The 21,626-nt window shown below is 71.9% G+C and carries 15 protein-coding genes; 13 read left to right on the plus strand and 2 right to left on the minus strand.

Annotated elements, in window-relative coordinates:
* Window positions 1-26: 26 nt before the first annotated feature.
* From WJM95_RS02335 to WJM95_RS02395, 13 genes are all read left to right on the plus strand, one after another.
* A complete protein-coding gene (locus WJM95_RS02335; RefSeq protein WP_339127764.1) occupies window positions 27-1,436 on the plus strand; it encodes a M20/M25/M40 family metallo-hydrolase in 1,410 nt (469 codons plus the stop codon).
* Between the two features lie 278 nt (window positions 1,437-1,714).
* Window positions 1,715-3,559: an ABC transporter substrate-binding protein gene (locus WJM95_RS02340; protein WP_339127765.1), complete on the plus strand. Its 1,845-nt coding sequence runs from the start codon at window positions 1,715-1,717 to the stop codon at window positions 3,557-3,559.
* Between the two features lie 3 nt (window positions 3,560-3,562).
* Window positions 3,563-4,618, plus strand: a complete 1,056-nt coding sequence (locus WJM95_RS02345; protein WP_339127766.1) for an ABC transporter permease — start codon at window positions 3,563-3,565, stop codon at window positions 4,616-4,618.
* Complete coding sequence (locus WJM95_RS02350) at window positions 4,615-5,577, plus strand: ABC transporter permease (protein WP_339127767.1); 963 nt, start codon at window positions 4,615-4,617, stop codon at window positions 5,575-5,577. Before WJM95_RS02345 ends, WJM95_RS02350 begins: the two co-directional genes overlap by 4 nt.
* A 5-nt stretch (window positions 5,578-5,582) precedes the next feature.
* Complete coding sequence (locus WJM95_RS02355) at window positions 5,583-6,764, plus strand: oligopeptide/dipeptide ABC transporter ATP-binding protein (protein WP_339127768.1); 1,182 nt, start codon at window positions 5,583-5,585, stop codon at window positions 6,762-6,764.
* A complete protein-coding gene (locus tag WJM95_RS02360) occupies window positions 6,761-7,792 on the plus strand; it encodes an ABC transporter ATP-binding protein (RefSeq protein WP_339127769.1) in 1,032 nt (343 codons plus the stop codon). Before WJM95_RS02355 ends, WJM95_RS02360 begins: the two co-directional genes overlap by 4 nt.
* On the plus strand, window positions 7,768-8,643 hold the full coding sequence (locus WJM95_RS02365; RefSeq protein WP_339127770.1) for a hypothetical protein: 876 nt from the start codon (window positions 7,768-7,770) through the stop codon (window positions 8,641-8,643). The genes WJM95_RS02360 and WJM95_RS02365 overlap by 25 nt, the downstream gene beginning before the upstream one ends.
* A gap of 30 nt (window positions 8,644-8,673) precedes the next feature.
* Window positions 8,674-9,828, plus strand: coding sequence for an o-succinylbenzoate synthase (gene menC, locus WJM95_RS02370; RefSeq protein WP_339127771.1), 1,155 nt, complete (start codon window positions 8,674-8,676; stop codon window positions 9,826-9,828).
* A complete protein-coding gene (locus WJM95_RS02375) occupies window positions 9,825-10,664 on the plus strand; it encodes a M55 family metallopeptidase (protein ID WP_339127772.1) in 840 nt (279 codons plus the stop codon). The genes menC and WJM95_RS02375 overlap by 4 nt, the downstream gene beginning before the upstream one ends.
* Window positions 10,657-11,817, plus strand: a complete 1,161-nt coding sequence (locus WJM95_RS02380) for a M20/M25/M40 family metallo-hydrolase (protein ID WP_339127773.1) — start codon at window positions 10,657-10,659, stop codon at window positions 11,815-11,817. The genes WJM95_RS02375 and WJM95_RS02380 overlap by 8 nt, the downstream gene beginning before the upstream one ends.
* A 46-nt stretch (window positions 11,818-11,863) precedes the next feature.
* A complete protein-coding gene (locus WJM95_RS02385; RefSeq protein WP_339127774.1) occupies window positions 11,864-12,793 on the plus strand; it encodes an LD-carboxypeptidase in 930 nt (309 codons plus the stop codon).
* 824 nt (window positions 12,794-13,617) lie between these two features.
* The gene (locus tag WJM95_RS02390; RefSeq protein WP_339127775.1) at window positions 13,618-15,438 is read left to right on the plus strand and encodes an adenylyl cyclase; all 1,821 of its coding nucleotides are present in this window, start codon (window positions 13,618-13,620) and stop codon (window positions 15,436-15,438) included.
* Between the two features lie 502 nt (window positions 15,439-15,940).
* Window positions 15,941-17,638, plus strand: a complete 1,698-nt coding sequence (locus WJM95_RS02395) for a ricin-type beta-trefoil lectin domain protein (protein WP_339127776.1) — start codon at window positions 15,941-15,943, stop codon at window positions 17,636-17,638.
* A 62-nt stretch (window positions 17,639-17,700) separates the two neighbouring features.
* Here WJM95_RS02395 and WJM95_RS02400 read toward each other — a convergent pair whose 3' ends face one another.
* Together WJM95_RS02400 and WJM95_RS02405 are read right to left on the minus strand one after the other, a co-directional pair.
* A complete protein-coding gene (locus tag WJM95_RS02400; RefSeq protein WP_339127777.1) occupies window positions 17,701-18,408 on the minus strand; it encodes a DUF4232 domain-containing protein in 708 nt (235 codons plus the stop codon).
* Window positions 18,409-18,567: 159 nt separating this feature from the next.
* Window positions 18,568-21,447, minus strand: a complete 2,880-nt coding sequence (locus WJM95_RS02405; RefSeq protein ID WP_339127778.1) for a BTAD domain-containing putative transcriptional regulator — start codon at window positions 21,445-21,447, stop codon at window positions 18,568-18,570.
* Window positions 21,448-21,626 lie beyond the last annotated feature (179 nt).

Here is a 21,626-nt window from a genome sequence, read left to right on the forward strand (position 1 = left end):
GCCGGGAAAGCAAGTGGTACCTCTTCATGAACGACCCCTCCCTCTACCAGGACGGCGGCGCGCTCTCCCCCGCCGAGGACTCCGCGCTGATCTCCGAAGTCACCGAGATGTGCGCCCGGTTGATCCGTTTCGACACCAGCAATTACGGCGGAGGCGACTCCCGCGGTGAGCGGGAGGCGGCCGAATGGACCGCCGCGCTGCTCGCCGAGTCCGGCTACGAGCCGGTCGTGCTGGAATCGGCGCCGGGCCGGGCCAGCACCGTGGTCCGCATCCCCGGAGAGGACCGCGAAGCCCCGGCGCTGCTGGTCCACGGCCATCTCGACGTGGTTCCGGCCGAGCCCGCCGACTGGAGCTTCGACCCGTTCTGCGGGGAGATACGCGACGGCGTGATCCTCGGTCGCGGGGCGCTGGACATGAAGGACATGGACGCGATGATGCTGGCGGCCGCCCGGTCCTGGGCGCGCCGCGGGGTGAGGCCGGCGCGCGACATCGTGATGGCGTTCGTCGCGGACGAGGAGGACACCGGCGAGCTGGGGGCGGGCTTCCTCGTCGACCGGCACGCGGACCTCTTCGAGGGCGTCACCACCGCCATCGGCGAGTCCGGCGGCTACTCGGTCCATCTGCCGGACGCCTCCCGGCTCTACCCGATCGCCGTCGGCGAGCGCGGCAGCGCCTGGATGGACCTGACGGCACGCGGCGCGGCGGGCCACGGCTCCCGGCCCGGCACGGACAACGCCGTCGCCACCCTGGCGGCCACCCTCTCCGCGCTGTCCGCTCACCGCTGGCCGGTGCGGATCGTGCCGGCGGTGGCCGCGCTGCTCGACGGACTCTCCGAGCGCCTGGGCGTCACGGTCGACCCGGCGGACCCCGCGTCCCTCGCGCAGCTGGGCGAGGCGGCCAAGCTCGTCGAGGCCACCGTCGCCAACACGCTCAACCCGACCATGATGAAGGCGGGTTACAAGCACAACGTCATTCCGAGCGAGGCGACGGCCGGGGTGGACGGCCGGATCCTGCCGGGCGCGGAGGAGGACTTCTTCGCGACGGTGGACGCCCTGCTCGGCGAGAAGGTCTCGCGGTCCTTCCACAGCTTCGCGGCGCCGGTCTTCGCCGACCACACCTCGGCCGAGTTCGAGGAGATGGCGGCGGCGCTGCGCCGCGCCGATCCCGAGGCACTGGTGCTGCCGTTCATCATGTCGGGCGGCACCGACGCCAAGGCGTTCGCCCGACTGGGCATCCAGTGCTACGGGTTCGGCCCCGGCCTGACCCCGCCCGGCTTCGACGCGTGGCGGTACGTGCACGGCGTCGACGAGCAAGTCCTCGTCAGCAGCCTGGAGTTCGGCGTACGGGTGCTGGAGGACTTCCTGCGCACCGGCGGCGCCAGGCCCCGGAACGCGGAGCGCACCGGCGGAGCCGGGCCCCGGAACACCGGGCGATGAGGGCCCCGCACCGCCGCTGAACCGCGCGCGAACCGGCCACGGTTCCGCGCACCGGCCCCTCCGCCCACCAGAGCCCCACCGTAGAACCGCACGCATGTCCATATGCATGCACGCACCAATGCACGAACCAATGCACACACCAATGCATAGACCAATAGGTGCAACATGCATTCACCATCGCGCCGTACGGCCCGCCCCCGGGCCCGCGGCGCGGCGGCCTCGCCCCATCCCCGCCCCCTCGCGGCCCCGCGCCGCCGGCACCTCAGGAGAAGCCCACGATGACCACGTCCGCCCCTGTGCACAGAATCGGCCGCAAGGCCGCCGCGCTGGCCACGTCCCTGCTGCTCGGTACCGGAGCGGGCCTCGCCTTCGCGCCGACCGCCGTGGCCGCCGACGCCGGCAACACGCTCCGCATGCCGATCACCGGCATCGGCATCGACTCCCTGAACCCGTTCCTGGCCTACTTCGCGGGCAGCCTGGACGTGTTCGCCGGCATCTACCCGGCGCTGGACACGGTGCAGCAGGACGGCACCGTCAAGCCGTACCTGGCGGACTCCTGGACGACGTCCAGCGACAAGCTCACCTGGACCTTCAAGATCCACAAGGGTCTGAAGTGGAGCGACGGCAAGCCGATCACGGCCGAGGACGCCGCCTGGACGTTCAACCTGATCATGAGCAACTCCACGGCGGCCACCGCCAACGGCTCCCTGGTGAGCAACTTCGCCTCGGTCACCGCGCCGGACGACACCACCCTGGTCGTGAAGACCAAGAAGCCGCAGGCCACGATGCTGTCGGTCAGCATCCCGGTCTCGGGCATCCCGATCGTGCCGAAGCACATCTGGGAATCCCACGTGAAGGACCTCAAGAGCTACAAGAACGACAGCTTCCCGATCGTCGGTTACGGCCCCTGGACACTGACGGACTACAAGCCCGAGCAGTACGCCAAGTTCGACGCGAACAAGGACTTCCTGCTCGGCGCGCCCAAGTACGGCCACATGATCGAGCAGTCCTTCAAGAACACGGACGCCGCCGTGGCGGCCCTGCGCTCGGGGCAGCTGGACTACGTCAGCGGTCTCAACCCCATCCAGTACCAGGCCCTCAAGGGCCAGTCCGGCGTCAAGGCGTACGAGCAGGTCGGCAACCGCTGGAGCGGCATCGAGGTCAACGGCGGCGCCCGCACCCGCGACGGCAAGAAGATCGGCACCGGTCACCCGGCGCTCGGCGACATCAAGGTCCGTGAGGCGCTGGCCCGCGCCATCGACCGGGCGACCATCGTGAAGAAGGTCCGCAACGGCCTGGCGGAGGTCGGTGGCAGCTATCTGCCGCAGTCCCTGCCGCAGTACGCCTGGCAGCCCTCCGACGCCGAGAAGTTCGGCTACGACCCGGCCAAGGCCAACGCCGTTCTGGACGAGGCGGGTTACAAGAAGGGCTCGGACGGTGTCCGGGTCGACCCGAAGTCGAAGCGCAAGCTGGAGTTCCGCCTGGGCATCCACTCCGACGACGACGGTGACGCCAAGGTGTCCACGTACCTCGCGGGCTGGTTCAAGGAGATCGGCGTCAAGGTCGACATCCAGTCGATGAGTTCGGCCAAGCTCAACGCCGACCTGGCCAAGGGCGACTGGGACATCCTGATGGACTCCTGGTCCACCGGCCCCGACCCGACGTATCTGCTGGGCATCCAGACCTGCTCGGCGCTGCCCGACAGCAAGGGCGAGGGCGGCAGCACGGACTCGTTCTTCTGCGACAAGGACTACGACAACCTGTTCCTGCGTCAGCAGAGCGCCTTCGACGACAAGGAGCGGGCGGATCTGCTGCGGCAGATGCAGGCCATCCTGTACAAGGCCAACGAGAACATCATGATCTACAACGCCAGTGGCCTGGCCGCGTACCGCACCGACCGCGTGAGCGGCATCGTGGACGGCACGGCGAACTCCGCCGGCGCCTACCCCGCGCAGGACTCCTTCCACCAGTACCTGAACGCGACCCCCGCCAAGTCCGCGTCCTCGTCCTCGGGCGGCAACTCCGGGACGCTGATCGGCGCTTCGGCCGCCGCGGTGGTCGTCCTCGCCGCGGGCGGCGTGTTCCTGGCACGCCGCCGCTCCTCCTCCGACGACCGCGAGTAGACCGTGGCCGACACCATCGACGCCATCGGCGCCGTCACGGCCGAGCCCGCCGCCTCGCGCGGCGGGCGCCGGCCCGGCTCCGGATTCGCCCGCTACCTCGCCACGAAGCTGGTGGCCGCGGCCGTCAGCTTCCTGGCCACCCTCGTCATCGGGTTCGTGCTGTTCAGCCTGATGCCGGCCGACCCGGTGCAGTCCATCACCCGCGGCCGCCCCACCAGCGACGCGCAGATGGCACAGCTGCGCAAGCAGCTCGGCCTGGACCAGTCGGTGCCCGAACGCTTCTTCCACTTCGTCACCGACACCCTGAGCGGCCACCTGGGGAACTCCTGGGAGTTCCAGCAGCCGGTCAGCTCCCTCATCGGCGACCGGTTGTGGCCGACCCTGCTGCTGATGGGCACGGCCACCGCCATCTCGGTGGTGCTCGGTCTCTGGCTGGGCATCAGATCCGGCTGGAAGCACGGGAGTTGGCTGGACCGCATCGCCACCGGCGCCTCCCTGACACTGTGGTCGGTGCCGACCTTCTGGCTGGGCATGATCCTGCTGATCACCTTCAGCGTCGGTATCGGCCCGATCCCCGGCTTCCTGCCCGCGGGCGGGATGAGCGACCCGGCGATCACGGGTGGCCTCGACCACGTGCTGGACGTGGCCAAGCACCTGGTCCTGCCCTGTCTGACCATGGTCCTGGTGATCTTCGCCCAGTACGTCGCCGTCATGCGCTCGTCGATCATCGACGAGCTGGGCAGCCCGTATCTGCTCACGGCGCGGGCCAAGGGCCTGCGTGACGACGACGTACGGCGCAGGCACGCGGTGCCCAACGCCCTGCTGCCCTCGGTCACCATGATCTTCATGCACCTGGGCACCGTGCTCGGCGGTGCCATCACCGTGGAGACCGTGTACTCCTGGCCGGGCCTCGGCCAGCTCAGCTACCAGGCCCTGAAGGTGCCCGATCTGCCGTTGCTCCAGGGCACGTTCATCGTCTTCAGCGCGTCGGTGATCCTCATGAACCTCCTCGCCGACGTGATCTACCGCTTCCTCGACCCCCGGGTGCGTGCCCAGTGACCCACCACGAACCCCTCACCGAGGCCGTCTCCCCGCCGCGGGCGGGGGCCGACCCCGCGCCGCCGCTCGCACCGGCCGTCCCGGCGGCAGCGGCCCGGCGCCGCGACGGATTCGCCGGCTTCGTCCGCTCCTTCGTCCGCATCCGATCCGGCGTGGCCGGCCTCGGCATCCTGGTCGTGTTCGGCCTCCTGGCCGTCTGCGCGCCGCTGTTCATCTCGGACAACGACCTCGACGTCATCAAGGTCGACGGGCCCTCCCTGCACTCCCCGACCGGCGGCTACCCGCTCGGCACGGACCAGGAGGGACGCTCCATCCTCCTGCTGGTCATCTGGGGAGCGCGCTCCTCGCTGTCCATCGGTCTGATGGCGACGGTGCTGACCGTGGTGCTGGGCAGCGCGGTCGGCCTGGTCGCCGGGCACTACGGCGGCTGGATCGGCAAGGCGCTGATGCACCTCACCGACTGGTTCATCGCCCTGCCCAGCCTGCCGCTGGCCATCTCGCTGTCGGCGGTGATCGGGCAGGGCACCGCGTCCATCACCATCGCCATCGCGGTCACCAGTTGGTCGTCCACGGCCCGTCTGGTGCGGGCGCAGACCCTCGCGGTGGAGGCCAAGCCCTTCATCGAGCGGGCCAGGGCGCTGGGCGCGGGCGGACCGCAGGTGATGCTGCGGCACGTCCTGCCGAACGTCACCCCGCTGATCCTCGTCTCCTCCACGCTGACGGTGGCCTCGGCGATCCTGTCCGAGGCGACCCTGACCTTCCTCGGTCTGGGCGACCCGACGGGCATCTCCTGGGGCGCGATGCTCAACTCGGCGCTCAGCGGCGGCGCCGTCACCTCCGGCGCCTGGTGGTATCTGTACCCGCCGGGCATCGCCATCCTGATCGTCGTCCTCGGCTTCACCCTGACCGGCCGCGCCGTGGAGACCCTTCTCAACCCGAGGTCGGTGAAGACACGTTGAACGCGATGCTGGAGGTCAAGGACCTCAAGGTCACGTATCGCAGCGGCGGGCGCACGGTGCCCGCCGTGCGCGGGGTGGACCTCACCCTGGACGCCGGGCAGACGCTCGGGCTGGCCGGCGAGTCCGGCTCGGGCAAGTCCACGCTGGCGATGAGCCTGCTGCGGCTGCTGCCCGCCGCCGCCGAGGTCACCGGCCAGGTGCTCTACCAGGGCGAGGACCTGCTCACCGCCAAGTGGAGCCGGATGCGCGCGGTGCGCTGGGCGGAGGCCTCCGTGGTCTTCCAGGGTGCGATGACCGCGCTCAACCCGGTGCACACCATCGGCGACCAGCTCGTCGAGCCGATCCTGCTGCACGGCCGCAGGGCCGGCGAGGACGGCGGCCGGATCACCGAGAGGCAGGCCCGCGCCCGCGCGGGCGAGCTGCTGGAGTCGGTGGGCGTACCGGCGCGCCGGATGCGCAGCTATCCGCACGAGTTCTCCGGCGGCCAGCGCCAGCGCGTCATGATCGCGATGGCGCTGGCCTGCCGCCCGAACCTGATCATCGCGGACGAGCCGACGACGGCCCTGGACGTGATGGTGCAGGCCCAGATCCTGGACCTGCTGTCGGATCTCGTGCGCGACGAGGGCATCGGCGTCATCATGATCAGCCACGATCTGTCCGTCCTCGGCCAGATGTGCGACCGGCTGGCCGTGATGTACGCCGGTGAACTGGTCGAGTCCGGCCCGTCCCGGCAGCTCCTGGACGACCCCCGGCACCCCTACACCCGGGCGCTGTCCCGCGCCTTCCCCACCATCGGCGACCCGGCCTCCCGCAGGGCGCCGGCCGGTCTGCCGGGCGACCCGCCCGATCCGGCCGCCCTCGGCACCGGCTGCCCGTTCGCGGCGCGCTGCCCGGACGTCCACGAGGTCTGCGAGAGCACGCCCGTACGCCTTGTGCCGGCCGCTCCCGAGCGGCTGTCGGCGTGCCTGCGGGTGCTGCCCGGCTTCCCCGACGTCTCCGCGGACGCGCCCGAAGCCTCCCCTGACGTGGCGGAGCCCACCTCCGACGTATCCGCACTCTCCCCGGAGCCGGCGGAGCCCACCTCCGACGTATCCGCACTCTCCCCGGAGCCGGCGGAGCCCACCTCCGACGTGTCCGAACCCTCGGCAGACGTGCCCGAACCCTCCGCGGAAGGAGCCCGCTCATGACCGTCACCACCACGGGCACGGTCACCGGACCCGACGCTGCCACCGCGCCCGCGCTCGAGGTCCGCGACCTGCACATCACCTATCCGCCCCGGGCGGGCCGCGGCCCCGCCCGCGCGGTGGACGGCGTCGACCTCGAACTGGGCCGCGGCGAGATCCTCGCCCTGATCGGCGAGTCCGGCTGCGGCAAGTCCACCCTGGCGCGCGCCCTGACGGGGCTGGTCAAGCCCACGTCGGGCGAGGTTCTGTGCGACGGCGTGCCGCTGCGCTACACGAGCGGCGCGCTGAAGGCGCACCGCCGCCAGGTCCAGTTCGTCCTCCAGGACCCCGGCGGCGCCCTGAACCCGCGGCAGAACGTGTTCGACGCGGTCGCCGAGGGCCCCCGGCTGCACCGGATGAAGGACGGCCTCGAACAGCGCGTGCACTCCGCCCTGTCCAAGGCCGGGCTGCGCCCTCCCGAGCAGTTCCTGTCGCGCTTCCCGCACGAGATGTCCGGCGGGCAGCAGCAGCGCGTGGTGATCGCGGGCGCTCTGGCCCTCGAGCCGTCGGTGATCGTGGCCGACGAACCGGTGGCCTCGCTGGACGCCTCCGTACGCGGCGAGATCCTCAAGCTCGTCCTCGACCTGCGCCGCGACCTCGGCCTGTCCTCCCTGGTGGTCAGTCACGACCTGGGCCTGGCCTGGAACATCGCCGACCGGGTGGCGGTGATGTACCTGGGCCGGATCGTCGAGGTGGGCACCGTGGAGGAGGTCCTGCTCGCGCCGAAGCACCCGTACACCAAGGCGCTGCTGTCGGTGGTGTCCGCGGAAGGCGGGCGCGGTGAGCGGCGGCCGCAGCTGCTCCAGGGCGAGCCGCCGGACCCGACGGACGTGCCCGGGGGCTGCCGGTTCCACCCGCGCTGCCCGGTGTGGGCCGGTCTCGACACGGCGGGCCGCGCGGAGGCGGGCTGCGACCGGCGGACCCTGCCGGTCCTCCCGGCGCAGGCGCCGGAGGGTGGTCGGGCCGCATGCCACCTCGCGAGCGCCTCGTGAACGCGACGGCGACACCGAGGTGCGCGGCCGGTGCCCGGCCGGCACCGCCGCTGGTCGTACGTGACGTGGACGGACCGCTGGAGATGGCCGACTGCATCGCGCTGTACGAGCGGGTCATGGGCCTGCGCCACGGCGACGGCAGCCTCAACCCGCGTCTGCTGACCGCCCTCCAGGACAACAGCGGTCTGGTCGTCGGCGCCTATCTGGGCGAGGCGCTGGTGGGATTCACCTACAGCTTCCTCGCCCGCGAGCGGGGCGCCGACGGAAAGGGCCCGCGCCTGTACCAGTACTCGCAGCTGGCCGTCGTGGCGCACGAGCGCCAGGGCCTCGGCATCGGGCGGCTGCTCAAGCTCGGCCAGCGCGACCGCTGCCTCGCCGAGGGGACGACGCTGATCCGCTGGGCGTACGACCCGATGCAGACCCGCAACGCCCACTTCAACCTGGACGTGCTCGGCGCGGTGGTGGACGCGTTCAAGCCCGCGATGTACGGCGCATCGGGCTTCGGCACCGCCACCGGCGAGTCCACCGACCGCTTCATCGTCTCCTGGCACCTCGACACCCCGGCCCGGGCCGCCGTGCCCGCTCCCGCTCCGCCGCAGGGCGGCTGGAGCGTCGGCCAGGTGTACGAGGAAGGCGACGACCGGATCGTGGTCCTGCCCGACGACTGGCACCGGCTGCGCGCCGAGGCCGGCCCGGAGCACGCCGCCCGGCTGCGCGGCCGCCTCACCCCCACGTTCGCCCGGCTGCTCGCCGACCGCACGGCCCTGTCCTGCGTACGGCTGCCGGGCGGCCTCGCCGCGTACCGCTTCACCCCCCGTGCCGCCGCACCCGGCACGGCCCCTCGCCCCTGACCGGGGCCCCGCACGGTAGGACGACCCCACATGACCGTCACCCTCGCCGAGATCGAGCTTGCGCTGGTCCGGCTCGATCTCGTCCACTCCTTCGAGACCAGTTCGCACCGCAAGTCGTATCTGGAGCACATCGTCGTCCGCGCGACCGCCGAGGACGGCAGCGTCGGCTGGGGCGAGTGCGCCTCGCCGACCGATCCGTACTACTGCGACGAGTCCACCTGGAGCTGCTGGCAGGTGCTGGGCGAGCACCTCGCCCCGATGCTGCTCGGCCGCCCCTGGGACCACCCAGACGACGCGGCCCGGCTCACCGCCAAGGTGAGCGGCAACCACTTCGCCCGCGCCGGCCTCGACATGGCCTGCTGGGACCTGTACGGGCAGCGGCGCGGCGAGCCCCTGGCCGACGTGCTCGGCGCCGGCGCCGACGCGGTGCCCGCCGGGGTCAGCCTCGGCATCGAGCCGACGATCGACGCGCTGCTCGCTCAGGTCTCCCGGCACGTCGCCGACGGCTACCGCCGCGTCAAGCTGAAGATCCGCCCCGGCTGGGACCTCGAACCGGTCCGCGCCGTCCAGGACGCCTTCCCCGGCGTGCCCCTCCAGGTGGACGCCAACACCGCCTACCGTCCCGAACAGGAGTCCGTGCTGGCGGAGTTGGACGGCCGCGGCCTGCTGATGATCGAGCAGCCGTACGCCGCCACCGACCTGCTCTCCCACGCCCGGCTCGCCGCCCGTCTGGACACCCCGGTGTGCCTGGACGAGGCGATCACCACCCCGGACGTGCTGCGCACCGCGCTGCACCTGGGCGCGGCCGACGTCGTCAACATCAAGGTGTCCCGGCTCGGCGGGCTCGGCCCGTCGAGGACGGTGCACGACCTGTGCCTGGACGCCGGGGTGCCGGTGTGGTGCGGCGGGATGCACGAGTTCGGCATCGGGCGGGCCGCGAACCTGGCGCTCGCCGGGCTGCCCGGCTTCACCCTGCCCTCGGACGTCTCGGGCTCCGACAAGTACTACCGGCGGGACATCGTCACGCCGCCGATCCGCGCCGTGGACGGCATGGTCGCCGTGCCCCGCTCCCGGCCCGGCATCGGCCTCGACGTGGACCTCGGCCGACTCGGCCTGCACACCATGCGCACCTGGACCATCCGTCCCCGCGCCCGTCTCACCACCCCTGAGGGGAAGGCAGCATGAAGGTCCTGATCTCCGCCGACATGGAGGGCGTCACCGGCGTCACCTTCCCCGACGACTGCGAGCCGGGCCACGCCCGCTGGGAGTACAACCGGCGGTTCCTCACCGCCGACGTCAACGCCGCGATCGCCGGTTTCGCCGCGGCGGGCGCCACCGAGATCCTCGTCAACGAGGCCCACGCCGACCAGCGCAACCTGCTCCTGGACCAGCTCGACAAGCGGGCCACGCTGCTGATCGGCACGCACAAGCCGCTCGGCATGATGGAGGGCGTCGACCGCTCCCCCGACGCGGTCGCCTTCGTCGGCTACCACACCGGCGCCGGTGAGCCGGGCGTGCTCGCCCACACCTACCTGCCCAACACCATCACCGCGGTACGGATCAACGGCGAGCCGGCCTCCGAGGGCCGGATGAACGCGCTGCTCGCCGACGAGTACGGCGTGCCCGTGGTGCTGGTCACCGGCGACGACCTGTGCTGCGAGGACGCCCGCGGCTGGGCGCCGCACGCCGCCCACGCCGTGGTCAAGACCTGCGTGGACCGCTACTCCGCGATCTGTCTGCCGCCCGAGGTGAGCGCCGCCCGGATCACCGAGGCCGCCCGCGAGGGCCTCACCGCGCTGCCCGCCCCCACCGGCCCGATCGCCCCGCCCGACGAGGGTTACACCTACGAGGTGTCCTTCGACGCCGCCCACCTGGCGCCCGCCGCCAGTTACATCCCCGGGGTCGTCCAGACCGACCCGCTGACCGTGCGCTTCACGCTGCCGACGATGTACGAGGCGATCCGCTGCTTCCGCGCGCTGACCCGGGTGGTCACCTCCGCCGTGGAGAACTGCTATGGCTGAGCCCGCCGAACTCCTCGCCCTGGCCCGCACGTTCGGCGCCCCGGTGCTGGAACGCTGGGAACGCCTGGTCTCGTTGGAGACCCCGTCAGGCGACGCGGACCGTGCGGCCGTGTTCGGCAAGGAACTCGCCACGGGCCTCGCCGCCACGGCGGACCGGATCGAGCACCCGCCGGGACCGGGCGGCGACCACCTGGTGGCGTACTGGAACGGGCGCGGGACCCCGGACGGCGGCTCCCGCGACGGACATACGCTGCTCGTGGCCCACGGCGACACCGTGTTCCCGGCCGGGACGCTCGCCCGGCGCCCCTTCACGCTCGCCGGGGACGGCGACACGGTCACCGGCCCCGGGGTCTTCGACATGAAGGGCTCCCTGGTCGCCGTCGAACTGGCCATGGACCTGCTGGCCCGTACGGGTGCATCGCCGAGGCGACCGGTACGGCTCGTGGTGGTCAACGACGAGGAGATCGGCAGCCCCGACGGCAGCCGCCTCGTGGCCCGGCACGCCGAGGGCGCCCACGCGGTGCTCGGCCTCGAACCACCGCTGCCCGGCGGCGCGTTGAAGATCGGCCGGCGTGGGGTGGCCCGGGTGCGGCTGAGCGTGCGCGGGGTCAGCGCCCACGCCGGCCTCGACGCCGCGCTCGGCGTCTCCGCCATCGACGAACTAGTGGACCAGCTGGCGGGGTTGAGGGCGACGGCCGCCGCCCTCCCCGACGCCGCGCTGAACGTCGGCACGATCACCGGCGGCACCCGCGCCAATGTGGTCGCCGACCACGCCGAGGCGGAGATCGGCCTGCGCTATGCCACCGCCGAGACCGAACGGGCCCTGCTGACCGCCCTGTTGGAGCCGACTCCGGTGCGGCGGCGGGCCGCCTTGTCCGCCGAGACGCTGTCCCACCGCCCGGCCTGGGCGATGGACCCGGCCAACCCCCTGGCGGCCGAACTGACCACGCTCGCCGCCGCCTTGGGTCTCGACCTGCCGCTCGGCTCCTCCGGCGGCGCGGGCGACACCAACCTGACCGGCGCGCTCGGCATCCCGACGGTCGACGGCCTCGGACCCGCCGGCGCCGGCGCCCACGGCGAGGACGAACACGCCTCCCTGTCCTCCCTGCTGGAACGGGCGGCGCTCATCGCCGCGTTCCTGGAAACCCACTGACCCCTGCCTCGGCCCAGCGCCCACCCTCACTCCCCCAAGGATCTCGATGCCCACCCTGCCCTCCGAGGGGCTCGTCCGCCCCGCCGCACCCAAGCCCGGCGACCGTGTCGCCGTCATCGCCGCCAGCGGACCGACCGACCAGGGGAACCTGGAGATCGGCCTGGAATCGCTGCGCGGGCTCGGCCTCCAGCCCGAGGTGTTCGCCTCCGCGCGGGCGACCGGCGAATACCTCGCCGGGGACGACGCGCTGCGCGCCCGCGACCTGACCGCGGCCCTCACCGACCCGGCGTTCACCGCCGTCTTCTGCGCCAACGGCGGCTACGGCGCCCAGCGCACCCTGGAACTGGTCGACTGGGACTCCATCGGCACGCCCACCCCGCGCACCGTCATCGGGTTCTCCGACGTCACGGCGCTGCTGGAGGCGGTGGCCGTGAAACTGGGCTGGACGGGGCTGTTCGGACCGATGCCCGCCATCCGCGGCTTCCACCCCGGCCGCGCCGACTTCGACGGGCTCGCCGCACTGCTCACCGACCCGGCGTCCGTCAAGGAACTGCGCTTCCCCGGCTCCCGCCCACTGGTCGGCGGCACCGCGGAGGGCGTCACCCTGGGCGGCACGGTCACCCTGCTCGCCTGCTCCCTGGGCACCGGCACCTCGCTGCCCGCGCGTGGCGGCATCGTCCTGCTGGAGGACGTGGACGAGGAGACCTTCCGGCTCGACCGGTTCCTCACCCAGCTGCGCCGCGCCGGATACTTCGACGGCGCGGCCGGAATCGTCTGCGGCACCTTCACCGACTGCGGCACGCGCGAGCGCGTCGAGGAACTCCTGCTCGACCGCCTCGGCGACCTCGGGATCCCCGTGCTCGTCGGCGCGGACATCGGCCACGGCGTGCCGCAGCAGACGTTCCCCATCGGCACCCGCGCCAGGCTCGACGCGGACGCGGGCGTCCTCACGTTCCTGGATCCCGTACTGGCCTGACCGGCCACGCGGGTGGAACGGACGGGGCGGGACGCGGACGACGAGGTTCGCGACCCGCCCCTCCGGACGACCGCCGGTCGCCAGCCGTGAGGTTGCGCCCCGACGAGGCCGATACGACCACTGATACCGCCCTTGGCGAGACACGCACGCACACGCTCCGCGACCACGGACACCACCCCCGCGCAACACGCGAGCACATACGCCGCGCGACCACTGACACCACCTCCGGCGCGAGACGCGCACACACGCTGCGCGACCACTGACACCACCCCCGGCGCGACACGCGCACACACGCTTCGCGACCACTGACACCACCTCCGGCGAAACGCGCACACCTACGCTTCGCGACCGCGTACGGCATGCGCCTCGCCCCGCCGCGCCGACGCCGCGCGCTCCCCCGGCCGAGCACCGAGGTGACGGAACCGACCGCCACCGACCGCCCGTGGCGACAGCCTCGCCTCGTCCCCCCAGGTCATCGCCCGCCCACGCTCGCCGGGACGATGCTCACGAGCGCCGCTCCCGCCTTCCACGAGCCCATCCATCGGCCACACGGCGACCACCCGACGCCGGCGCCCCAGGGCTCCGCTTCACACCCGCGACCCTCCCGCGCGACTGCCGCTCGCCCCCGAACACCGGGCCAAGAGCGCCCTCACACGCTCCTCACGGTCACGCCCGACACCGGACGATCCGTCAAATCCCCTTTGGTGCAAGCGCATTGACGCTCCCCGGTGACGGTGATTCACTTCGTGGCTGAGAGCGCTCTCAGAGAACGGGGACCAGTTGACGGTCCTTCCCATTCACCCTATGCAGGGAGAGCCGTGTCCATGATTCCCTCTCGTCGTAGTGTGCTGCGCGGGGCGGCCGCTGCATCGGTGCCGCTGATCAGCGGCGTCTGCTCGGAACGGGCGTTCGCGTCGACCGCCGCCGGTTCGCACGGGTCCGGCGGCGGACCGGGCGGTGCGCGCTCCACGCTCGGCCCGAACGTCATCGTCTTCGATCCGTCCATGAGCAACGCGTCGATTCAGGCCAAGGTCGACGCCGTGTTCGCGATCCAGGAGTCCAACCAGTTCGGCGACGAACGGTTCGCGCTGGCCTTCCTGCCGGGCACCTACACCGTCGACATCAACGTCGGCTTCTACACCCACGTCCTGGGCCTGGGCGCGAGCCCCTCCGACGTGGTGATCAACGGCCATGTCACCGTCGACGCGCAGTGGTTCGAGGGCAACGGCACCCAGAACTTCTGGCGCGCCGCGGAGAACCTGACCATCGTGCCGCCGGACGGACTGGAGCGCTGGGCCGTCGCCCAGGCCGCGCCGATGCGCCGCGTCCACATCAAGGGCAACATCACCCTGTGGCCGAGCCCGCCCGGAAACCGGTGGTCCAGCGGCGGCTTCCTCGCCGACAGCGTGGTCGACGGGTACGTCGAGTCCGGTTCCCAGCAGCAGTGGCTCTCGCGCAACGACACCTTCGGCAGCTGGAACGGCTCCAACTGGAACATGGTCTTCGTCGGCACCCAGGGCGCTCCCACACAGTCCTTCCCCGCCCCGCCATACACCACCGTCGACCGCACTCCCGTGATCCGCGAGAAGCCGTTCCTCACCGTGGACCGCCACGGCTCCTACCAGGTGTTCGTGCCCGCCCTGCGCACCAACAGCACCGGCACCACCTGGGCCGCCGGCCCGGCCAAGGGACACACCGTCCCGCTCGCGCGGTTCCATGTGGCCACGCCGGGCGACTCGGCCGCCACGATCAACCGGGCCCTCTCGTCCGGCAAGCACCTCCTGTTCACGCCCGGCATCTACGACATCTCCGCACCGCTGCGCGTGAACCGGCCCGGCACCGTGGTCCTCGGCCTCGGCCTGACCACCCTGCGCTCCACGCACGGCAACACCGTGATCGAGGTCGCCGACGTCCCCGGCGTCACCCTCGCCGGCCTGCTCTTCGAGGCGGCCTCCCACCACACCCCGGTCCTGCTGCGGGTCGGTGACGGGTGCGGTCGCGGTCGGCGCCGGCACGAGAGCGACCCGACCGTACTGTTCGACATCGTGGCCCGGATCGGCGGCGCGATTCCCGGCGGCGCCGGCATCAGCGTCCAGATCGACAGCGACGACGTGATCCTCGACCATCTGTGGCTCTGGCGCGCCGACCACGGACTCGACGGCACCGTGGGCTGGACGGTCAACCCGGCCGACAGCGGCATCGTGGTCAACGGCGACCGCGTCACCGCGTACGGACTGTTCGTCGAGCACTACCAGAAGTACGAGGTGCTCTGGCAGGGCGAGCACGGCCGCACGTACTTCTTCCAGAACGAGCACCCCTACGACGTGCCCACACAGACGGCGTGGCGGCACGGTTCCACCCTCGGGTACGCCGCCTACAAGGTCGGCGACCACGTGCGGGACCACCGCGCCTGGGGCCTCGGCAGTTACTGCTTCTTCAACCTGAACGCGGACATCTACACCGACTGCGCGTACGAGGTCCCCGACACCCCCGGCGTCGTCTTCACCGACCTGATGACGGTCTGCCTCAACGGGGCCGGTGGCGGCGGCATCCTGCACGCCATCGACAAGGCCGGCGATCCGGTCCAGAACGGCTTCGCCACGTACTTCATGAAGTCGTACGCGAACGGCGCCGCCGGCGCCTGACGCCGGAGCACACGACGACGACAGGCCCCGTCGAGGAGCGGGCGCGCGACGAATCGACGTGGGTGGCGCGGTCGCGGTTCCGGCCGCCGCGCCACCCACGTGCGTCCCGCGCGCCCCGAAACGCCCTGTCCGCCCCATGCCGAGCCGCCGCCGGCGACCCTTCCGCGCCAGGGTCGGTTGAAGCCTTGACCGCATTAGTCTGGTCCAATAGCCTCTGCCCCGCACAGAACTGCACAGGGCTCAACACCCCCAGCCGTCACCTGCGTTGATGAGGTAGCCGCCGGCCGGGGACGAGAGCCCGGCCGCACGCCGGGGCCCGCCCGGCCCCGGCAACCCCGGTGACGTCTTCGCCCCTCGTCGTCATCGAGATCCCCCCAAGGCGCGGGCCCCACCCACCGTTGACGGAGACCGACGGAGGCGGCGGGGCGAGCCACGCGCCCTTGTCTCTTCTTCGGAGGCCAGACCTATGCAATTACCCTTCGCAAGGGCACCGCGCGGGCGGATGAGAGCGCTCTCACTGATTCCCGTGGTCCTGATGACGGTGGCGGCCACCGTCACGACGACCCTCAGCGCCCACGCGGCAGTTCCCCCCACACCGTCGGGCTTCACGCTCACCTGGAGCGACGACTTCAACGGCGCGTCCGGCACCGGCATCGACCAGGGCCTGTGGAAGTACGACACCGGGCCGGGCAGCAACTTCGGCACCGGTGAGATCGAGACCATGACCAGCAGCACCTCGAACGTCTACTACGACGGTCAGGGTCATCTGGTGCTCCAGGCGCTGCACTCCGGTTCCGACCCGCGGGCGGGCTGGACCTCCGGGCGGGTGGAGACCCAGTCGGCGGGCTTCGACGCCGCCGCCGGCGGAGTCGTACGGATCGAGTCGGTCCTCCAGCAGCCCAACGTCACCACCGCCAACGGCGCGGGCTACTGGCCTGCGTTCTGGATGCTCGGCGCGCCGCTGCGCGACGGTGTGACCTGGCCGAAGTCCGGCGAGATCGACATCATGGAGGACATCAACGGCCGCAGCTCCGACTTCAGCACCCTGCACTGCGGTGTGAACCCGGGCGGACCGTGCAACGAGTCGACCGGCATCGGCTCGGGCGAACGCGCCTGCTCCGGCTGCCAGACCGGCTTCCACGACTACGCGGCGGAGATCGACCGCTCCGTGTCACCGGAGCAGATCAGGTTCTACCTGGACGGCAACAACTTCTTCACCGTCAACGCCAACCAGGTGGACGCGACGACCTGGTCCAACGCGGTCGACCACCCGTTCTTCATCATCTACGACCTGGCGATGGGCGGCGGCTTCCCCGACGCCTTCGGCGGGGGCCCGAACGCCTCCACGGTCTCCGGCGGCAAGCTGGTCGTCGACTCGGTGGCCGTCTACAACAAGGGCCCCGGCTCCGGCGGCGGTGGTGGCGGCGGCGGTACGACGAGCGGCCAGACGATCACCGGCCCGGGCGGCAAGTGCGTCGACGTCGCGGGTGACGACACCGGTGGCGACGGCACCGCGGTCCAGCTGTGGGACTGCCAGTCGACGGCCAAGGACCAGCACTGGACCTGGAACGGCCAGACCCTCCAGACCCTCGGCAAGTGCCTGGACATCGCCGGCGGCAACAGCGCCGCGGGGACGAAGTTGCAGCTCGCCACGTGCAACAACGGCGGCTACCAGGCATGGGTGCGGCAGGCCGACGGCTCTCTGCGGAACCCGACGAGCGGCCGGTGCATCGACTCGCCGTCGGGTGCCACCGCGAACGGCACACGCCTTCAGATCTGGGACTGCAACAGCTCGGGCGCCCAGAACTTCGCCATCGGGACGCCGATCTACGGGCCGGGCGGCAAGTGCGTGGACGTCGCGGGTGACGACACCGGTGGTGACGGCACCGCGGTCCAGCTGTGGGACTGCCAGCAGGCCACCTCGCTGGACCAGAAGTGGACGTGGAGCGGCCAGACCCTGCGCACCCTGGGCAAGTGCCTGGACATCGCGGGCGGTGTGAACGCGAACGGCACACAGCTCCAGCTGGCCACCTGCAACGGCGGCGGCTACCAGAACTGGGTCGCCAACGCCGACGGCTCGCTGTCCAACCCGACCACGGGCCGGTGCGTCGACTCGCCTTCGGGTGCCACCGCGAACGGCACACGCCTCCAGATCTGGGACTGCAACAGCTCGGGCGCCCAGAAGTTCGCCCTGGCGTGAAAGGGAGGGGACCCACGGCCCTGGGCCATGGGTCCCCTCGGTCACCCCGTCCGGGGAGGGGTCTAGAAGTCGTCGGCGCCGTTGCGGAGTTCGGGAGTCCAGTAGCCGGTGGCCCACTTCGCGGAGTCGACGGCGATGCCGTCCGCTCCGGGAGCCCTGACGGTCGCCACGGCACTGCTGCCCTGGACGCCCACGGAGAAGGCGATCACCGGCTCGGTGTTCTCGTCCTTGCCGCCGTCCGACACCTTCACGAGAGCGTAGGCGGGCGCCCCGGCGGACAGGACGACGGGAGCGGCCGGCTTGCTCTTGGCCACGGCGGGCACGTTCTCGCGGTGCCCCTCCAGGAACTGGATCTCGGGGAAGCCGTTCACCCGGCAGCTGTGACCCGAGGTGTTCTTGGCCGTCAGGACGATGTGCGTGTAGGGCGGGCCGTCCTGGTGGGCCGCGGTGATGGCGAGGTCCTTGGTCGCGCAGACCGGCGTACCGCCGGAGGCCGATCCGCCACCCGATCCCGATGCCGCCTTCGAACCCGAACCCGATCCGGAAACGGTCGAGGTCGTGTCGGCCGCGCCGCTGCCGGTGCCGGCGTTCTTGGCACCGCCCGCGCCCGACGTCGAGGCCGTCGAGGAGGCGGCCCCGCCGGAGTTCGCGGTCTCCTGGCCGGAGGACTTCACGCCGGAGCCGTCGGGCCCGCAGGCGGTGAGGGCCAGGGCGAGCATGGTCGTGGTCGTGGCGGCGAACAGCGTGGTGCGGTGACGGATGGTGCTCACGAAGGTTCCCCCGAGAGTGCGTGCGGCGAACGCCGGGTCATACGGCGTGCCGTCCCTGAACTGCTGACATGCATCAGTCTTGGGCCCGGCGCTCACGTGACGCTGATGTCGCGCTGGCGTACCGCTGACGTGCGCGGTGTGACCGTGCGCACACGGATGTCAGCCGTCGTCGGAGATCCGGCGCACCGCTTCCTCGTACCGCGCGCGGTAGCCCTCCCCCGGGCGTACCCGCAGCAGGGTGGCCAGGGCGCGTACGGCGCCCTCGTCGTACCCGGCGCGTTCGGCCTCCTCGGCGGCCCGGTCCAGCAGCAGGATCCCCTCGCTGTCCGCGCCGAGGGCCAGTTGCGCCTCGCCGATGACGGTCAGCAGCAGCGCGCGGCGCGCCGCCTCCTCGTGCTCGGGACCGAGATCGAGGGCCGTACGGGCCGATCGCAACGCCTCCTGGGGCCGGCCCGCTGCGAGTTGGATCCGCGCGAGGTGCTGGAGCGCGAGCATCTCGGTGTGCGCGTCGGACTCCCCCCGGGCCAGCACGATGGCCCGGGCGCAGTTGTCCAGCGCGGCCTCGGTGTCACCCTCGTCCGCTTCGACGACGGCGAGATTGATCAGCGCGGTCGCCTCACCGAGCCGGTCACCCGCCTTCCGGGCGAGGGGCGGCGAGAGTTCCAGCAGGGCGAGGGCCTCGGCCGGCCTGCCTTCCTCGCTCAGCACCCAGCCGAGCAGGGTGAGCACACGCGATTGGGCGTACGGGTCCCCCTCGGCGCGCGCGCATTCCAGCGCGGTGTCCAGCAACGGCACCCAGTTGTCCCTCACCCTCCAGACCACTTGGGGCCACTGGAGCAGGATGATGCGCCAGGCACGGTCGTCGAGACCGGCGGCACGGGCCGCACCGACGGCCAGGGTCAGGTCGTCGCGTTCGGTGGCCAGCCAGTGCATGGCGGCCGCCCGGTCGGTGAAGTCCCGCACGGCGGCGGGACGGCGGAAGCCCTCCGGGAGCGTGAAGCAGGGTTCGCCCCCGGGCTGCGCGGTGTCGGCGGCGGCGAGCGCGGTCGCGATGTAGTGGTCGAGGACGCCGGTGAGGGCTTCCCGCGCGGATCCGGGATCAAGGGTGCGGGCGTAGAGACGTACGAGGTCGTGGAGTTCCCACCGCCCCGCCGCCGTCTCGGTCACCAGGTGGGCCCCGGCGAGGCGTTCCAGCGCGGCGGCGGCGACGCGTGGAGCCGTACCGGCGAGCGCCGCGGCGGTGAAGGGATCGAAGTGCGCCCCGGGATGATGGCCGAGGCGGGCGAACTGATGCAGTGCGTCGGGCGGCAGTTGCTGCACGGTCAGGCGCAGGGCGGCGGAGACGCTGGTGTCGTCCACGTCGAGGTAGGCCAGCCTGCTCTGCTCGTCGGCGAGTTCGTCGGCCAGTTCAGCGAGCGTCCGTTGCGGTCGTCCGGCCAGCCGGGCGGCCGTGACACGGAGGGCGAGCGGCAGTCCGCCGCACAGTTCGGTGAGTCTGCGCGCCGCCACCGGTTCGGCCAGCACTCTGTCCATGCCGAGGACGCCGACCAACAGCTCGGTCCCGTCCCGGGGTTCGAGGCTGTCCAGGGGGACGGCGACGGCCGCCTCGGAGGCGACGAGACCGTCCAGCCGGTGCCTGCTGGTGACCAGGGTGACGCAGTCGGCGCCGCCCGGCAGAAGGGCCCGGACGGTGGCGGAGTCACGGACGTTGTCGAGTACGACGAGCAGCCGTCGCCGATGGGTGAGGGAACGGAAGAGCGCGGCGGCGGCCGAGGCCGATTCGGGCACCCGGCGTGGGGGCACACCGAGAGCGGGCAGGAACTCCCTGAGGACTTCCGTCAGTTCGGCTTCGCCGGTGTCGCTGAATCCGCGCAGGTCGGCGAAGAGCAGCCCGTCCGGGAACAGGGCGGCGTTGCGGTGGGCCCACTGCACGGCGAGCGCGGTCTTGCCCACCCCGGGCAGCCCGGTGACCAGGCAGATGGGTGCCTCGGCGGCGGCGATCCGGGTCAGTTCGGCCAGTTCGGCCTCCCGCCCGTGGAAGCCCCGGGGCGCCCGCGGCAGCAGATCCCTGGGGTACGACAGGTCGACCAGCGGGGGCAGGGCGACGGGTCCGGAGCGCGTGGACGCCGACACGCCACCACCGGCTCGGAGTTCGGACGCCGGGAGCGAACGGCCTCCGGAAGCCCGGTCGGTGGACGAGCCGGCCGATGGTGGCGCGTACGTCTCCAGCCGGTCCCCGGTGTCTTGGTACGGGGTGTCGGCCGAGTCCGCCGACACGTCCGGCCCGCCGTGCGGCAGGGGGTCGCCCCGCAGGATCAGGGCGTGCACCTGGGCGAGTTCGCTCCCGGGGTCGACCCCGAGTTCGTCGACGAGCAGCCGTCTGGTGCGGTCGAACCAGCCCAGCGCCTCGGACTGACGTCCGGCCCGGTACAGCGCGGTCATCAGGGCCGCCGCCAACGGCTCGCGCATGGGGTGGACCACGGCCACCGTGCGCAGGACGGCCGCGGCCTGGTCGTGCTCCCCCAACATGGTGTGCGCACGCGCCAGTTGCCCGACGGCTCCCACGCGCGCCTCCTCCAGCGAGTGGGCGGCCGCCTGGAGCGCCGGGCCGGGGAACGTGCCCGCGAGGGCGGGGCCCTGCCACAGGGAGAGTGCGTCCTTCAGCATCGACATCGCGTCGCGCGCGTCCTGCTGCTCCTTGGCCAGTGCGAGGAGTTCCTCGAACCGGTACGAATCCAGCAGGGTTTCGGGCGACCGCAGCGCGTACGCGTCGCCCAGTGTGACCAGTTCGACCCCGTAGTCGGCGGCGTCCCCGGCGGTCAGCAGGGCACGTATCTGCGAGACGTGTCCCTGAATGACGCTACGGGCGTACAAGGGTGGTGCGTCGTCCCATAGACAGTCGGTCAGACGAGCGACGGACACAGGAGTGTTGACCGAGAGCAGCAACGCTGCGAGGAGGCTGCGGCGTTTGGCCGGGCCCAGGGACAGCGGCCCCACGAGGGTGTCGACGGACACCATGCCGAGCAGCCGGAACTCCACAGGGTGAGGTCCCTTTCAGGTGGGGGGGAATCCAAGACGGAAACGTGGCCCCAGGATATCGGGGGTACGGAGAGGCGCTGACGAGGTACGGCGCTCTCCGGCCACGGGACCGGCTTCTTGCGGGGGGAGTCCCGCCGCAAGAAGCGCGGCACCGTCGAACGGTCGATCACCTGGAAGGG

The organism is Streptomyces sp. f51 (genome assembly GCF_037940415.1).
Lineage (GTDB): Bacteria > Actinomycetota > Actinomycetes > Streptomycetales > Streptomycetaceae > Streptomyces.

Excerpts from the sequence above, each read along its gene's own strand:
- WJM95_RS02335 (WP_339127764.1), top strand. The coding sequence starts at position 27 with ATGAACGACCCCTCCCTCTACCAGGACGGCGGCGCGCTCTCCCCCGCC.
- WJM95_RS02340 (WP_339127765.1), top strand. The coding sequence starts at position 1,715 with ATGACCACGTCCGCCCCTGTGCACAGAATCGGCCGCAAGGCCGCCGCG.
- WJM95_RS02355 (WP_339127768.1), top strand. The coding sequence starts at position 5,583 with ATGCTGGAGGTCAAGGACCTCAAGGTCACGTATCGCAGCGGCGGGCGC.
- WJM95_RS02360 (WP_339127769.1), top strand. The coding sequence starts at position 6,761 with ATGACCGTCACCACCACGGGCACGGTCACCGGACCCGACGCTGCCACC.
- WJM95_RS02365 (WP_339127770.1), top strand. The coding sequence starts at position 7,768 with ATGCCACCTCGCGAGCGCCTCGTGAACGCGACGGCGACACCGAGGTGC.
- menC (WP_339127771.1), top strand. The coding sequence starts at position 8,674 with ATGACCGTCACCCTCGCCGAGATCGAGCTTGCGCTGGTCCGGCTCGAT.
- WJM95_RS02375 (WP_339127772.1), top strand. The coding sequence starts at position 9,825 with ATGAAGGTCCTGATCTCCGCCGACATGGAGGGCGTCACCGGCGTCACC.
- WJM95_RS02380 (WP_339127773.1), top strand. The coding sequence starts at position 10,657 with ATGGCTGAGCCCGCCGAACTCCTCGCCCTGGCCCGCACGTTCGGCGCC.
- WJM95_RS02385 (WP_339127774.1), top strand. The coding sequence starts at position 11,864 with ATGCCCACCCTGCCCTCCGAGGGGCTCGTCCGCCCCGCCGCACCCAAG.
- WJM95_RS02390 (WP_339127775.1), top strand. The coding sequence starts at position 13,618 with ATGATTCCCTCTCGTCGTAGTGTGCTGCGCGGGGCGGCCGCTGCATCG.
- WJM95_RS02395 (WP_339127776.1), top strand. The coding sequence starts at position 15,941 with ATGAGAGCGCTCTCACTGATTCCCGTGGTCCTGATGACGGTGGCGGCC.